The organism is Streptomyces sp. NPDC026500, from assembly GCF_055567635.1.
In genome coordinates this window covers 315,717-330,135 of sequence record NZ_JBVHQB010000009.1, presented here as the reverse complement: position 1 = coordinate 330,135, position 14,419 = coordinate 315,717, and the positions used below count along the sequence as shown (strand labels likewise).

Annotated in this window: 17 protein-coding genes; 5 read left to right on the top strand and 12 right to left on the bottom strand. The window is 70.0% G+C overall.

Translation table 11 applies throughout. The features are described from left to right. Window positions 1–116: 116 nt before the first annotated feature. The 4 genes from ACZ4N5_RS19280 to ACZ4N5_RS19265 all read right to left on the bottom strand — a co-directional run bounded on the left by ACZ4N5_RS19280 (window position 117) and on the right by ACZ4N5_RS19265 (window position 3,358). A complete protein-coding gene (locus tag ACZ4N5_RS19280; protein ID WP_467758252.1) occupies window positions 117–1,079 on the bottom strand; it encodes an electron transfer flavoprotein subunit alpha/FixB family protein in 963 nt (320 codons plus the stop codon). A gap of 97 nt (window positions 1,080–1,176) precedes the next feature. Then, complete coding sequence (locus tag ACZ4N5_RS19275; protein ID WP_467758251.1) at window positions 1,177–1,962, bottom strand: electron transfer flavoprotein subunit beta/FixA family protein; 786 nt, start codon at window positions 1,960–1,962, stop codon at window positions 1,177–1,179. Window positions 1,963–2,192: 230 nt separating this feature from the next. Next, a complete protein-coding gene (locus ACZ4N5_RS19270; RefSeq protein WP_467758250.1) occupies window positions 2,193–2,702 on the bottom strand; it encodes a flavin reductase family protein in 510 nt (169 codons plus the stop codon). A gap of 242 nt (window positions 2,703–2,944) precedes the next feature. Next, complete coding sequence (locus ACZ4N5_RS19265) at window positions 2,945–3,358, bottom strand: TlpA family protein disulfide reductase (RefSeq protein ID WP_467758249.1); 414 nt, start codon at window positions 3,356–3,358, stop codon at window positions 2,945–2,947. Window positions 3,359–3,433: 75 nt separating this feature from the next. Here ACZ4N5_RS19265 and ACZ4N5_RS19260 point away from each other — a divergent pair, with 75 nt between their 5' ends. Together ACZ4N5_RS19260 and ACZ4N5_RS19255 are read left to right on the top strand one after the other, a co-directional pair. Next, complete coding sequence (locus tag ACZ4N5_RS19260) at window positions 3,434–3,850, top strand: DUF4395 domain-containing protein (RefSeq protein ID WP_467758248.1); 417 nt, start codon at window positions 3,434–3,436, stop codon at window positions 3,848–3,850. A 186-nt stretch (window positions 3,851–4,036) separates the two neighbouring features. Then, a complete protein-coding gene (locus ACZ4N5_RS19255; protein ID WP_355839077.1) occupies window positions 4,037–4,765 on the top strand; it encodes a lysophospholipid acyltransferase family protein in 729 nt (242 codons plus the stop codon). Window positions 4,766–4,798: 33 nt separating this feature from the next. On the opposite strand, the gene ACZ4N5_RS19250 is transcribed toward ACZ4N5_RS19255, so the two are convergent. The 6 genes from ACZ4N5_RS19250 to ACZ4N5_RS19225 form a co-directional block, all read right to left on the bottom strand. Beyond that, window positions 4,799–5,473, bottom strand: a complete 675-nt coding sequence (locus ACZ4N5_RS19250) for a B3/B4 domain-containing protein (RefSeq protein ID WP_467758247.1) — start codon at window positions 5,471–5,473, stop codon at window positions 4,799–4,801. Between the two features lie 31 nt (window positions 5,474–5,504). Next, a complete protein-coding gene (locus ACZ4N5_RS19245; protein ID WP_467758246.1) occupies window positions 5,505–6,077 on the bottom strand; it encodes a transglutaminase domain-containing protein in 573 nt (190 codons plus the stop codon). 142 nt (window positions 6,078–6,219) lie between these two features. Continuing rightward, entirely contained in the window at window positions 6,220–7,293 is a 1,074-nt protein-coding gene (locus ACZ4N5_RS19240; RefSeq protein WP_467758245.1) for a threonine aldolase family protein, read from the bottom strand. Then, window positions 7,290–8,045, bottom strand: coding sequence for an SDR family NAD(P)-dependent oxidoreductase (locus ACZ4N5_RS19235; RefSeq protein ID WP_467758281.1), 756 nt, complete (start codon window positions 8,043–8,045; stop codon window positions 7,290–7,292). The genes ACZ4N5_RS19240 and ACZ4N5_RS19235 overlap by 4 nt, the downstream gene beginning before the upstream one ends. 41 nt (window positions 8,046–8,086) lie before the next feature. Then, complete coding sequence (locus ACZ4N5_RS19230; RefSeq protein ID WP_467758244.1) at window positions 8,087–9,481, bottom strand: DUF6421 family protein; 1,395 nt, start codon at window positions 9,479–9,481, stop codon at window positions 8,087–8,089. A gap of 102 nt (window positions 9,482–9,583) precedes the next feature. Next, the gene (locus ACZ4N5_RS19225; protein WP_467758243.1) at window positions 9,584–10,570 is read right to left on the bottom strand and encodes an alpha/beta hydrolase; all 987 of its coding nucleotides are present in this window, start codon (window positions 10,568–10,570) and stop codon (window positions 9,584–9,586) included. Between the two features lie 414 nt (window positions 10,571–10,984). Between ACZ4N5_RS19225 and ACZ4N5_RS19220 the strand changes: the two genes are divergently transcribed. After that, window positions 10,985–11,668: a glycerophosphodiester phosphodiesterase gene (locus tag ACZ4N5_RS19220; RefSeq protein ID WP_467758242.1), complete on the top strand. Its 684-nt coding sequence runs from the start codon at window positions 10,985–10,987 to the stop codon at window positions 11,666–11,668. Between the two features lie 283 nt (window positions 11,669–11,951). Here ACZ4N5_RS19220 and ACZ4N5_RS19215 read toward each other — a convergent pair whose 3' ends face one another. Then, window positions 11,952–12,494 carry a GNAT family N-acetyltransferase gene (locus tag ACZ4N5_RS19215; protein ID WP_467758241.1) on the bottom strand — a complete coding sequence of 181 codons (543 nt, stop codon included), beginning with the start codon at window positions 12,492–12,494 and terminating at the stop codon, window positions 11,952–11,954. 70 nt (window positions 12,495–12,564) lie between these two features. Here ACZ4N5_RS19215 and ACZ4N5_RS19210 point away from each other — a divergent pair, with 70 nt between their 5' ends. Together ACZ4N5_RS19210 and ACZ4N5_RS19205 are read left to right on the top strand one after the other, a co-directional pair. After that, window positions 12,565–12,951 (top strand): VOC family protein, encoded by a 387-nt coding sequence (locus tag ACZ4N5_RS19210; RefSeq protein WP_467758240.1) that lies wholly within the window; start codon window positions 12,565–12,567, stop codon window positions 12,949–12,951. 183 nt (window positions 12,952–13,134) lie between these two features. After that, window positions 13,135–13,899: a VOC family protein gene (locus ACZ4N5_RS19205; protein WP_467758239.1), complete on the top strand. Its 765-nt coding sequence runs from the start codon at window positions 13,135–13,137 to the stop codon at window positions 13,897–13,899. Between the two features lie 27 nt (window positions 13,900–13,926). Here the strand turns inward: ACZ4N5_RS19205 and ACZ4N5_RS19200 are convergent, their stop codons facing one another. Continuing rightward, window positions 13,927–14,418 (bottom strand): MarR family winged helix-turn-helix transcriptional regulator, encoded by a 492-nt coding sequence (locus ACZ4N5_RS19200; RefSeq protein ID WP_467758238.1) that lies wholly within the window; start codon window positions 14,416–14,418, stop codon window positions 13,927–13,929. Between the last annotated feature and the right edge of the window lies 1 nt (window position 14,419).

The window sequence follows — 14,419 nt, the reverse complement described above, 5'->3', positions numbered from 1 at the left end:
GGACGGCCGGTTCCCGAACGACCACGCCGCCCGTGCGGGTCTCACTGACCGCCGGGACGAACGAAGGCCCCCGTGACCGGTGTCCGGTCACGGGGGCCTCGTACAGCGCTGCGGGATCAGCCCTTGCGGGCCTTGATCTCCTCGGTGAGCTGCGGGACGACGTCGAAGAGGTCGCCGACCACTCCGTAGTCGACCAGGTCGAAGATCGGCGCCTCGGCGTCCTTGTTGATCGCCACGATCGTCTTCGAGGTCTGCATGCCGGCGCGGTGCTGGATGGCGCCGGAGATGCCGGAGGCGATGTAGAGCTGCGGCGAGACGGACTTGCCGGTCTGGCCGACCTGGTTGGTGTGCGGGTACCAGCCGGCGTCGACCGCGGCACGCGAGGCGCCCACGGCGGCACCGAGCGAGTCGGCCAGGTTCTCGATGATCGAGAAGTTCTCGGCGCCGTTGACGCCACGGCCGCCGGAGACGACGATCGCGGCCTCGGTCAGCTCGGGGCGGCCGGTCGACTCGCGCGGGGTGCGGGCGGTGACCTTGGTGCCGGTGGCCTTCTCGGAGAAGACAACCGCGAGGGCCTCGACGGCGCCGGCGGCCGGGGCGGCCTCGACGGCGGCCGAGTTCGGCTTGACCGTGATGACCGGGACGCCCCTGGAGATGCGGGACTTGGTGGTGAAGGAGGCGGCGAACGCGGACTGCGTGGCCACCGGACCCTCCACGCCGGCCTCCAGGTCGGTGGCGTCGGTGATGATGCCCGAGCCGATACGGACCGCGAGGCGGGCCGCGATCTCCTTGCCCTCGGCGGAGGACGGCACGAGCACGGCGGCCGGGGAGACGGCCTCGTACGCGGCCTGCAGCGCGTCCACCTTCGGCACGACGAGGTAGTCGGCGTACTCGGCGGCGTCGTGCGTGAGGACCTTCACCGCACCGTGCTCGGCGAGCACGGCGGCGGTGTTCTGGGCACCGGAGCCCAGCGCGACGGCGACGGGCTCGCCGATGCGGCGGGCCAGCGTCAGCAGCTCCAGAGTGGGCTTGCGGACGGCACCGTCCACGTGGTCGACATAGACAAGAACTTCAGCCATGGGAATGCTCCTGCGGATTACGAAGTCTGAGGGGCGGTGAGCGGGGTGGGCCGTGGCCGCTGCAACGGTCCGGGAGCAAGACCCGGACCCTCGGCGACTAGATGAACTTCTGGCCCGCGAGGAACTCGGCGAGCTGCTTGCCGCCCTCGCCCTCGTCCTTGACGATCGTTCCGGCGGTGCGCGCCGGACGCTCGGTGGCGGAGTCGACCTTGGTCCAGGCACCCGCGAGACCGACCTCGTCCGTCTCGATCCCCAGGTCCTCAAGGTCCCAGGCCTGAACCGGCTTCTTCTTGGCGGCCATGATGCCCTTGAAGGACGGGTAACGCGCCTCGCCCGACTGGTCGGTCACCGACACGACCGCGGGCAGCGAGGCCTGAAGCTGCTCGGAGGCGCTGTCGCCGTCACGACGGCCCTTGACCACGCCGTCCTCGACCGTCACCTCGGAGAGCAGGGTGACCTGCGGGACACCGAGGCGCTCGGCCAGCAGCGCCGGAACGATACCGGCGGTGCCGTCGGTGGACGCCATCCCGGAGACGACCAGGTCGAAGCCGGCCTTCTCGATCGCCTTGGCCAGCACCAGCGAGGTGCCGATGGCGTCGGTGCCGTGCAGGTCGTCGTCCTCGACGTGGATGGCCTTGTCGGCACCCATGGACAGCGCCTTGCGCAGCGCGTCCTTGGCGTCCTCGGGGCCGACGGTCAGCACGGTGATCTCGGCGTCGTCCGCCGCGTCGGCGATCTGCAGCGCCTGCTCGACGGCGTACTCGTCGAGCTCGGACAGCAGGCCGTCCACGTCGTCACGGTCGACGGTCAGGTCATCGGCGAAGTGCCGGTCGCCAGTGGCGTCGGGCACGTACTTCACAGTGACAACGATCCTCAAGCTCACGCCGGCTCTCCTACTGCATCGTCATTTCTGGGCTGCCTTCTTTCAGGCAGCATAGGCGCCTGAAGCGGGCGATCCCGGTCGGGGCGGCCCGCGCTCCGAACGAAATATTACTCACCAGTACACCCATCGGAGGCCCACTAAGCAAGCGCTTTGGACTGTGACCTTCGCAACTGTGTGTAACCGGCGAGTAGAACTGGCGAGTAGCACGGCGGACGACCCGGCCTGCGGGTTCAGTCGCGCAGTCCGTTGAACCGGCCCTGGTGGTACAGAAGGGGGCCGCCCACACCTGAGTGATCGCCCAGCACGACCTCCGCCAGGACGATGCGGTGGTCCCCCGCCGGTACCCGCGCCACGACGCGGCACACCAGCCAGGCGAGGACGTCGTCGAGTACGGGAACTTCCTCGGGTCCGTTACGCCAACGGGTGGGCGCGCCGAACCGGTCGGCGCCACTGCGGGCGAAGGTGGCGGCCAGCTCCCGCTGGTGTTCGCCGAGCACATGGACGCCGACATGGCCGGCCTCGGATATCGCCGGCCAGCTGGAGGCTCCGGTGCCGATGCCGAACGAGACGACCGGGGGGTCGGCGGAGACCGAGGTGAGCGAGGTGGCGGTGAAACCGACGGGACCGCGGGCGCCCGAGGCGGTGATCACGGCGACACCGGCCGCGTGCCGCCGGAACACCGAGCGCAGCAGATCCGGGGAGGCGGGCCGTGGAGTGCCGAGGCCGGGCGTGGCCGTCATGGAGCTGTCCTTCTGCGAGAGCCGACGTGAGGTTCCCGCCGCTCGGGCGGAACCGAGGGCGGGGAGCGATCCTTGGCTGCTCAACAGCCCGGACCGCGCGCACCCGCGGTGCGGGCCGGGTCCACGTCGACGAGCTCGGGGAGAAGGATTTCCGGTGACATACGGTCAGGCTGACGAGAGGCGACGGGCGCAGTCAAGGGCGTGCCGGCATATGGGAGATGCCTCACCATGATCGCCACGGGTCAGACCGCCTCTCCGAGCGCGGCGATGACGTCCGCCTTGCGCGGCTGCCCCGTCGCTCGCCGCACGATCCGTCCGTCGGAGTCGAGCACGAGCACGGTGGGTGTCTTCAGGATGCCGAGATCGCGTACGAGGTCGAGGTGGTCCTCGGCGTCGATCTCCACATGCGACACCCCGGGAACGAGGCCGGCCACCTCGCCGAGCACCCGCCGGGTCGCCCGGCAGGGGGCACAGAAGGCACTCGAGAACTGAACGAGCGTGGCCCGTTCGCCGAGGGCCTCCCCCAACTCCGCCACGCCGAGCCGCTTTCCGCCGTCGCGCCCGCGCACACGCACTCTCCCGCTCCGCCACCGGTGCAGCACTCCGTAGACACTCGCCGCCGCGAGCACCACCACGCACACCACAAGTCCGTTCATCACATGCACAAGCATTCATGAGACCGCAAAGATTCCCGGGGTCACCCTGAGCCCTGCATACGGAATGCTTGATTCATGGACATCGATACGAGGGGGCCGCGGTTCGGTGCGGCCGTGACGACCGTCGTACTGGCGGTGACGCTGATCACCGGGAGCGTCTGGCTGCTGGCGTGGCAGACGCTGGCCTTCGCCCTGGGCGCGGCGGGCGGCGTGACGCGCTCGCCGTACGGCTGGGTCTTCAGGAAGGCCGTACGGCCGCGACTCGGGCCGCCGACCGGGTTCGAGGCGCCGGAGCCCCCGCGGTTCGCGCAGGCGGTCGGGCTCGCCTTCGCGGTGGTGGGTCTGATCGGCTGGACCGCGGGCCCGCAGTGGCTGGGGTCGGCGGCGACCGGGTGCGCTCTCGGGGCGGCGTTTCTCAATGCTGCGTTCGGGTACTGCCTCGGGTGTGAGATGTACCTGGTTGTGCGCCGCGTGACGGTACGCGCCAAGTAAAGACGGGTTAAAACCCCGAGGTGGATCAAGTGGGCGACGTGACGAGGATCTCGCCGCTCCACGGCACCAGGGCTGGCCACTCGTCCGTTCTTCGGGCACGATCTGCGCATTGCCGTAAACCTACGGCTGCGTAACTTTCCCGCCGGGAGACCCCTTCCCAGGCAGAGAGAAGGGTCCACCCCGTCCATGGCAGAGCTTGTCTACCGTCCCGTCGTCGGCCTCGCCCAAACGCTCTTCAAGGCGTGGGACCTCAAGATCGACTGCAAGGGATCGGAGAACATTCCGCGCTCGGGCGGCGCCGTGCTGGTCAGCAACCACATCAGTTATCTGGACTTCATCTTCGACGGTCTGGCCACTCTGCCGCAGAAGCGCCTGGTGCGTTTCATGGCGAAGGAGTCGGTCTTCCGGCACAAGATCTCCGGTCCGCTGATGCGGGGCATGAAGCACATCCCCGTGGACCGTCAGCAGGGCGAGACCGCCTACCAGCACGCGCTGGACTCGCTGCGTTCCGGTGAGATCGTCGGCGTCTTCCCCGAAGCGACCATCTCGCAGTCCTTCACTCTGAAGAGCTTCAAGTCGGGTGCCGCGCGTATGGCCCAGGAGGCCGGCGTCCCGCTCATCCCCGTGGCCTTGTGGGGTACGCAGCGGCTGTGGACCAAGGGCCACCCGCGCAACTTCAAGCGCAGCCACACCCCGATCACCATCCGGGTCGGCGAGCCGATGGAGGCCCCGCAGGACCAGTACGCGGGCGCCATCACCCGGCGGCTGCGCGAGCGGGTCCAGGAGCTGCTCGAAGCGGCACAGCGGGCCTATCCCGTACGCCCCAAGGGGCCGGACGACACCTGGTGGATGCCCGCCCACCTGGGCGGCACCGCGCCGACCCCCGAAGAGGTACGCGCGGCCGAGAAGCGCTGAACCGTCCCGTACGGCGCGCCCCGCGCCGAGCCGTCATTCCGGGGCGTGGACGGTGATCCGCGCCCCGGGGCTGAACTTCTGGAGCAGCTCGGCGAGTTCGGCGCCCGCGGCCTCGACGTCGGCGACCGGCATCGGGGCCAGGCTCTCCAACAGGAAGAGGGCCGAGGCGGATTGCTCCGTGAGCCGGGTGCGCGGTCCCTGGCGCCAATTCCAGCGGCGGCAGGTGACGCCGGTGTCGTCGCGCCACACCACCTCGCCCGCGTCGGGGTGTTCGACGGTCTCCGCGCCGCCCGCGACGGTCACGAAGTCCTCGTGGCCCGTGGCGCGCACGAGGCGCATCGCACCCCGGATGTGGTCGGTGTCCTCACCGCCGACGGGGATCAGGTGGGCCACACTGATCGCGTTGTAGACGTCCACGAGGACGTTGATCCGCGGCAGGCCCCCGTCCGACAGCGCGCGTTTGGCCAGCGCCTCAGCGGAGTTGCGGGTGCGCGAGGGCTTGGAGCCGAACGCCGTGTAGACCTCCCGCCAGGCCGCCATGTGCGGGTCCTCGTGCGGAGCCCGCCCTTCCAGCCGTCCGGCCAGCCGCCGGGCCGCGTCGTCCAGGAGCGCCGAAGTCCCCTCGGTGCTGGGTCCGTTGACCAGTCCGTCCGCCTCGACGGCGACATGGGTGAATCCGGGCGCGAGGACGCGCACCTCGTCGGACACGGTGAGCGTGAGATTCGTCGTCTGCCTCGCCTCAGAGTGCGGTGGGGAGCGTCCGTGACAAGGACAGCAGGCCGGGCGCGGCCTTCAGGACGCCGACCACGACCGGGTGGGGTTCAGCGTACAACTCCGGATAGTCCACCTCATTGCACTCCGAGTCCGGCGTGAAGGCCAGCCGTTCGCCGTCGAGGGAGAACTGCGCGTCCACTCCCGGCTTGTTGCCGCGAGGGTCCTGCCGGTGCCAGGCACCGTCGAGGCGTACGGCGACGAGACCGTGCACCTCCTCGAACTTCTGGTAGCAGAACGCGGTCGGAATGTCCTCGGCCCGCAGCAGCGCGGCCAGCGCGTGGGCCTTGGCGTAACAGATGCCGGTGCGCTGCTCCAGCACGTCGGAGGCGCGCCAGGTGACCCGCGCGTCACCGGAATCGTACGAGTGCGGAATGGTGTCCCGCACGAACTCGAACGCCGAACGCGCATAGGCATACGAGTCGACAGCCCCCGCGGCGAGCCGTGCGGCCGTCTCGCGGACGAGCGGATGATAGTGGTCGACCACCTCGTCGGCGGCCAGGTAGGCGGACAGGTCGCTGGTTTTCTGGATCAGCTCCATGCCCGTAGAGCATAGAAATGCGGCCACCCGAGAGTCAATGACTTTTCAGGTGACCGCATACCTATGCGCCACTGCCTGGTGTGTGAAGACGCCTGCGTGACGGCGCGTGCGTACCCGCCCGGCGAACCCCCGGAGCGCCCGGCTACTGCTGGGCCATCTCCTCCTTGAGCGCGGCGACGAACCCGTCGACGTCGTCCTCGGTCGTGTCGAAGGCGCACATCCAGCGGACGTCGCCGGCCGCCTCGTCCCAGAAGTAGAAGCGGTAGCGCTTCTGCAGCCGCTCGCTCACGTCGTGCGGGAGCCGGGCGAAGACCGCGTTGGCCTGCACCGGGTAGAGGATCTCCACTCCGTGCACGGCGCGGACGCCCTCGGCCAGGCGCTGCGCCATCTCGTTGGCGTGCCGGGCGTTGCGCAGCCACAGGTCCTTGGCGAGCAGCGCCTCCAACTGCACCGAGACGAAGCGCATCTTGGAGGCGAGCTGCATCGACAGCTTGCGCAGATGCTTCATGTGGCTGACGGCGTCCTGGTTCAGGACGACGACGGCCTCGCCGAACAGCGCGCCGTTCTTCGTGCCGCCCAGCGACAGGATGTCGACGCCGACCGCGTTGGTGAAGGTCCGCATAGGGACGTCCAGGGAGGCGGCCGCGTTGGATATCCGGGACCCGTCCAGGTGCACCTTCATGCCGTGCGCGTGGGCGTGGTCGCAGATCGCGCGGATCTCACCGGGCGTGTAGAGCGTGCCCAGTTCGGTGCTCTGGGTGATCGAGACGACCTGCGGCATCGCACGGTGCTCGTCGTCCCAGCCGTACGCCTGCCGGTCGATCAGTTCGGGTGTGAGCTTGCCGTCGGGCGTGGGCACCGTGAGCAGCTTGAGGCCGCCCATCCGCTCGGGAGCGCCGCCCTCGTCGACGTTGATGTGCGCGCTCTCCGCGCAGATCACCGCGCCCCAGCGGTCGGTGACCGCCTGGAGCGCGACCACGTTCGCGCCGGTGCCGTTGAAGACCGGGAAGGCCTCCGCGCCGGCACCGAAGTGACTGCGGATGATCCCCTGCAGGTTCTCCGTGTAGTCGTCCTCGCCGTACGCGACCTGGTGCCCGCCGTTGGCCAGGGCCAGCGCGGCGAGCACCTCGGGGTGGGCCCCCGCGTAGTTGTCACTGGCGAAACCGCGGACGGCCGGGTCGTGATGACGCCGGGCGTCGGTCTTCGGAGGGTTCACGGCTTCTCGGTCAGCCACAGACGTTTCCCGTTCACTTCACCGGCGGGCCGGTCCCAGACGCCGACGATGGACTCGGCCAGTTCCTTGACGTCCGTGAAGCCCGCGAACTTCGCGTTCGGCCGCTCGGCGCGCATCGCGTCGTGCACCAACGCCTTCACCACCAGGATGGCAGCAGCGGACGTCGGGCCGTCCGCGCCCTCGGCGATCCCGGCCTTGCGGAAGTAGTCCGCCATCGCCAGCGTCCACGCCTCCGCGGCGGCCTTGGCCGCGGAGTAGGCGGCGTTACCCGCGGTGGGATTGCTCGCGCCGGCGGCGCTGATCAGGACGTACCGGCCGCGGTCGCTGCTCTGCAACGCCTCGTGGAAGGCGAGCGTGGTGTGCTGCACGGTGCGGATGAGCAGCAGTTCGAGCAGGTCCCAGTCGTCGAGAACCGTCTTGGTGAAGGTCTCGCTGCCGCGCCAGCCGCCGACGAGGTGGACGAGGCCGTCCACCTGGCCGAAGTCCTTCTGGATGCGTGTGGCCCAGTCACGGGTCGACTGCAGGTCGAGCAGGTCGACGGTGTCGCCGACGACGGTTGAGCCGCCGTGCGCGTAGCGAGCCGCGTCCACGGCTTCCGCCAGCCGCTCCGGGTCGTTGTCCGCGCCGATGACGGTCGCGCCCGCCTCGGCGAGTGCGAGCAGTGCCGCCCGGCCGGCGGGTCCACCCGCACCCGCCACCGCGATCACCGCACCGCTGAGAGCCCCGTTCCCCATGGTCTTCGCCTCCTGAGCAATGTTCTGGCTACCGCGGTCGGTCACGCGGCGACCCGATCGGAGCCGGCCACGATGCCCTTGGTGGAGGCGATCACGTTCTTCAGCTTCTTGGAGAGCGCCTCATAGAACATGCTCAGGGGAAACTCGTCCGGAAGCACGTCGTCGACGAGCTTGCGGGGCTGCTGGGACAGGTCGAGGGCGTCCGGACCCTTGGCCCAGCGGGAGCCCGGGTGCGGGGCGAGGTAGGTGGAGACCAGCTCGTACGCCTTGAACCAGTGGACGAGCTTCGGGCGGTCGATGCCGGCCCGGTAGAGGTCCTCGATCTCGGAGCACAGCTGGTTGGTGACCTGCGGGGCGCGCTGCCAGTCGATGTGCAGCTTGTTGTCGGTCCAGCGGACGACGTCGTGCTTGTGCAGGTAGGCGAAGAGGAGCTGGCCGCCGAGACCGTCGTAGTTGCGGACGCGGTCGCCGGTGACGGGGAAGCGGAACATCCGGTCGAAGAGCACGGCGTACTGCACGTCGCGGCCGTGCGCGTTGCCCTCGGACTCCAGCTTCACGGCCTCCTTGAAGGCGGTGAGGTCGCAGCGCAGCTCCTCCAGGCCGTACATCCAGAACGGCTGGCGCTGCTTGATCATGAACGGGTCGAACGGCAGGTCCCCATGGCTGTGGGTGCGGTCGTGGACCATGTCCCAGAGCACGAAGGCCTGCTCGCAGCGCTCCTGGTCGTCGACCATGGCGGCGATGTCCTCGGGCAGCTCGAGGCCCAGGATGTCCACGGCGGCCTCGGTGACGGCACGGAAGCGCGCGGCCTCGCGGTCGCAGAAGATGCCGCCCCAGGAGAAGCGCTCGGGAGCCTCGCGCACCGCGATCGTCTCCGGGAAGAGGACGGCCGAGTTGGTGTCGTAACCCGCGGTGAAGTCCTCGAACGTGATGCCGCAGAACAGCGGGTTGTCGTAGCGGGTGCGCTCCAGCTCGGCCAGCCAATCGGGCCACACCATGCGCAGCACGACCGCCTCGAAGTTGCGGTCCAGGTTGCCGTTCTGTGTGTACATGGGGAAGAAGACCAGGTGCTGGAGGCCGTCCTCGCGGTTCGCGGCGGGCTGGAAGGCCAGCAGCGAGTCGAGGAAGTCGGGCACCTGGAAGCCGCCGTCGGCCCAGCGGCGCAGATCCTTCACGAGCGCCTCGTGGTACGCGACGTCGTGGGGCACCAGCGGGGAGAGCCGCTCGATCGCGTCTATCGCCCGGCGCACGGCCAGGTCGACGTCGGAGGCGTCGGGGGCGTCGTCCGCCTCGAAGTCGATGGACCCGTCCTTGGACTGCCAGGGGCGGATCTCCTCCACGGCATCCTTGAGCACGGGCCATGCCGGGTGCTCCACCACCCTGGCCACGGGAGGAACCCGCTCCTCCGTACCCACCTGCACAAGAACTTCCGTCATGTCCCACCCTCCACAGGAGAACCTCGCGTATGAACACCGTATGTTTTCGAGGTTCCTTTCCGCAAGCGGGAACTCGGGAGATTATCCTGCACACCCCCCGCCTTAACCGCTCTTTTTCCTGCCGGACACCGTGGATGCAATGACATCCGCCACAGCCCCCTGGGCGGTGCGGGCATCCGCGAGAAGCTCGGGGAAGCCGAAGAACCCGTGGAACATGCCCGGGTAGTGGATCTCCGTGACGCGTACTCCGGCTTCCCTCAGCCCGGCGGCATACGCGTGGCCCTCGTCACGGAGGGGATCGAAGCCCGCCGTCACGACATGGGCGGGCGGCAGACCGCGCGGATCGGCCACGAGAGGCGAGGCCCAGGGGTGCGCGCGGTCGGCCTCGGGGCCGAAGTACTGCTCGGCGAACCACCGCCCGTGCGCCGCCGTGAGGAAGTACCCGGGGCCGTCCCAGGAGGGCGCGTCCTGCCTCGGACGCGCGTCCGTCGCCGGGTAGAGGAGCACCTGGAGCGCCAGCGCCGGGCCGCCCCGGTCGCGGGCGATGATCGCGGACACGGCGGCGAGATTGCCGCCCGCGCTGTCGCCGGCGACGACCAACGCCCCACGGTCCGCGCCGAGTTCACCGATGTGTTCGGCGGCCCAGCACAGCGCCGTGTACGCGTCGTCGACGGCCGCGGGGAAGCGCGCCTCCGGGGCGAGCCGGTAGCCGACCGACACGACGGCCGCGCCCGCGTCCCGGCACAGGGCGCGCGCGATGGAGTCGTGCGTGTCCAGGCCGCCGATGACCCAGCCGCCTCCATGGAAGAAGACCACAGTGGGGCGCGGGGTAACAGCGTTGCCGGGTAAGGGAGTCGGCGACGGCGGCGGCAGATAGACACGTACGGGAATCTCCGGCGCCCCCGGGGGACCCGGTATCGCCCGGTCCTCGACCGACCCGACCACCGGCGGCTCGAAGGGCCACGGGGGCAGGGCGGCCAGAATGCGGCGGGCCTCGGCCGCTTCGGTCACGGTGCCCCCGACATCAGGGAAATGGGCCTTGACGGCATCGACGAAAGCGAGGACATCAGGGGTGGGTTCGGTCGGCATCGCGGCACCTCTTCCGGGGCGGACTCGCCTGTCGTACGCCAGACGCATCAGGGACCCGGCAGGACGGATCGCCCCGCAAGGCAGGGACACCACTAGCGAGCGGAACTCGAAGAGGCAAGGGCCATGACGTCCGGCCGACCGCCACGGGACACGCCCACCACGGAGTGACCCGTCCGGCGAGGCGGCACAGATCTCCCGTCGGCACTCCCGGCACGCGCGGGCCCGGCACTCCCCCGTCGCACGGCGCGGGCGCGACACTCCCGTCGCACCGCGTGAGCCCGACACTCCCATTGCACCGCGTAGGAACGGGTACATAGCACAGCCAGGCCATTAGGCTGCGGCCTTGCCGCGTGGACGCCCCCGTCGGAACCACGCGCGCGAGCCGAGCCGCCGTCGACGGAAGCGAGTCGAATCTTGAACTTCCTCACCATCGGTCACCGCGGAGTGATGGGTGTCGAACCCGAGAACACCCTGCGTTCCTTCATCGCCGCCCAGAACGCGGGCCTGGACCTGATCGAACTCGATCTGCATCTGAGCAAGGACGGCGCCCTCGTCGTCATGCACGACGCCGAAGTGGACCGTACGACCGACGGCTCGGGGCCGATCGCCGAGAAGACGCTCGCGGAGCTGCGCACCCTGGACGCGGGGCGCGGTGAGCGCATCCCCGTCTTCGAGGAGGTTCTGGAAGCCGTCAGGACGCCGTTGCAGGCCGAGATCAAGGATGTCGCGGCGGCCAGGTCGCTGGCCGAGGTGATGCACCGGCACGACCTGATCGGGCGGGTCGAGGTGTCGTCGTTCCACGACGAGGCGATCGCCGAGATCGCCCGGCTGGTCCCGGGTGTCCGTACCGCGCTGATCGCCAGCCGCTACGGCACCGATGTCGTGGACCGCGCCGTCGAGGTCGGCGCCGCGACCGTCTGCCTCAACATCCGCAGGCTGAGCCTGGAGGTCGTCGAACAGGCCCGCAAGGCCGACCTGCGGATCATCGGCTGGGTGGTGAACACCCAGGACCAGCTGCGGCTGGTACGCGCACTGGAACTGGACGGCGCCACGACCGACTACCCCGAGATCAAGCGCACGGGCCGCTTCACGGCATAACCGGACCGAAGCATGCAGCGACACCGACCGGGCCGCTCGGCCGAGACCCGCCCGAGCGGCCCGGCCGATGTCCGAGGTCGACGGCCGTGGTCCACCGGAGAGCCGTCCGTACTCCCGGCGTCGGATGGTCGGGCAGGGCGGCCGGCATCGGATGGTCGGGCAGGGCGGCAGGTGCCCGACCTGCCCCGTCGACGCGGCCGCCGGCCGACGCCGTCGTCGGCCGCCACAGATCGCACGGTCCTGTACCGGGCCGCCACAGATCGCCCGGCCCGGACCGGGCGGCCTAGACGAGCGGCTTGACCAGCAGTTCGAAGCGCAGGTCGTCGCGCTGGGGGATGCCGAAGCGCTCGTCGCCGTAGGGGAAGGGTGTCATCTGTCCCGTACGGCTGTAGCCGCGTCGCTCGTACCAGGCGATGAGGTCCTCGCGCACGGAGATCACGGTCATGTGCATCTCGGTGGCGCCCCACACCTCGCGGACCGTCCGCTCCGCCTCGGCGATGATCACCTTGCCGAGCCCGCCGCCCTGGAGCGCGGGGCTCACCGCGAACATGCCGAAGTAGGCGTGGTCGCCACGGTGCTCCAGCTGGCAGCATGCGACGACCGTGCCGTCCCGCTCCACGGTCAGGAGCCGGCTGTCGGACGCCTGGACGACGGCGAGCACCGCCTCGGCGTCGGTCCGCTGTCCTGCGAGGATGTCCGCCTCCGTGGTCCAGCCGATCCGGCTGGAGTCCCCTCGGTACGCCGAATCGATCAGCGCGACGAGGGCGTCCACATCGCTGTCGGTGGCGTCGCGGAAGGTCAGTCCGGTGGCGGCGGCGGTTTCCATGGGAGCGGTTCTCCGATCAGTGGCGCGGCTGGGCACGCACGAGCGTAACCCTGCCCTATTCTCCGGGTGCATGGTGCATGTACTGAGCAGCCGGACCCTTCTGCGCCCGACCGACCCGGAGCGGTCGCGCGCCTTCTACGGTGAGCGGCTCGGCCTGGCCGTCTACCGTGAGTTCGGTACGGGGCCCGAGCGCGGGACCGTCTATTTCCTCGGCGGCGGTTTCCTGGAAGTCGCCGGGCGGTCCGAGACCCCGCCCTCCCCCGCGCTGAAGCTGTGGCTCCAGGTCGCGGACATCGCCGCGGTCCACGAGGAACTGACGGCCGCCGGTGTCGAGGTGGTGCGTGGGCCGGTGCGGGAGCCGTGGGGGCTGATCGAGATGTGGATCGCGGACCCGGACGGCACCGAGATCGTGATCGTCGAGATCCCGGCCGATCATCCGTTGCGTTACCGACCCTGAAGTTCGAGTGAGTCGAGCGTGGGGTCGGTCGGGGCACACAGGGTGTCCGGGCACGGCGTCAGGTGGGCAAGGGCCATCGGCCGGGCTCGGCGCCCGGAGGTGGCGTCCGGAGGTGGCGTCCGGATGGCCGGTGCTCCGCGGCAGGCTTAGCGTGCTGAGGGGGCTCGCTGCGGAAGGAACCACATGAAGCTCGACAGGCCGGTGACCGGCGGACCCTGCTGGGCGGAGCTCGGCACCAACGATCTGGAGGGCGCCAAGGGCTTCTACGCCGATCTGTTCGGCTGGCGCCCGGAGACGGACCCGCGTCAGGAGGCGGGCGGGTACACGGTCGCGCACATCGGGGACGCGGCCGTCGCGGGGATCGCCCCGATCTACCAGGAGTCGCAGCCCGTCGCCTGGAACGTGTCGTTCGCCGTCACCGACGTGGACGCGACCGCGGCAGCCGTGCAGGCCGCCGGCGGTACCCTCGCCCTCGCCCCGATGGATGTGCTGGACATGGGCCGTTTCGCGGTCGCCTTCGATCCGGGCGGCGCCGCGTTCCAGATGTGGCAGGCGCGGTCCTTCACCGGTGCGGGACTGTTCAACGCGCCGGGCGCGCTCGGCTGGGTGGAACTCCTGACGAGAGCCCCCGACCGGGTGACCGAGTTCTATACGACGGTGTTCGGCTGGACCGTGAAGGCTTCGAAGTACTACCCGCAGTGGGGCATCGACGGCGCCGACTTCGGCGGCATGGTGACGATGGACGAGAACTTCGCGCACGAGGTTCCCTCGCACTGGCTGCCCTATTTCGCCGTCGAGGACGTGGACGCGACGGCGAACGCGGTCCTCATGGCGGACGGCCACCTGCTGATGGAACCCGTCTCGCAGCCCAACGGCCGACGCCTGGCGGTCGCGCGGGACCGCCAGGGCGCGGCCTTCGGGATCTACTCGGAGGGCGAGAAGGCCTGATCCGCCAGGACCGCCGCCGGGACGGCGTCAGGCGCGCGGCAGTCGCAGCCGGCCTTCCAGCTGTCCGAGCAACTCGCCCAGGAGCCGGGCCAGTTCACGCTGCCGTTGGCGGTCGATGCCCGACAGGACCCCTGTCTCGTAGGCGAGTTGATCGGGGAGAACACCGTCGACCAGATCGCGGCCCGCGTCGGTCAGCCGGACGTGCGCGACCCGGCGGTCACGGGTGTCACCTCGCCGTTCGACCAGGCCGCGCTCGGTCAGCAGCTTGAGCCGCTTGGTGACGGCGGCACCGGAGGAGAAGGTCTCGCGGGCGATCTCGCTCGGGGTCAGCTCGTGCCCGGTGCGGCGCAGCGTACCGAGCACGTCGAACTCGGGGCGGGTGAGCCCGGCCCGGCGCAGCGGCGCGTCCTCGGCCTGCTGAAGAAGCGCGGCACAGCGGTTGACCCGCCCGATGACCTCCATGGGCCCGGTGTCGAGATCCGGCCGCACGGTCTCCCACTGGCGCACGACGGCCGCCACT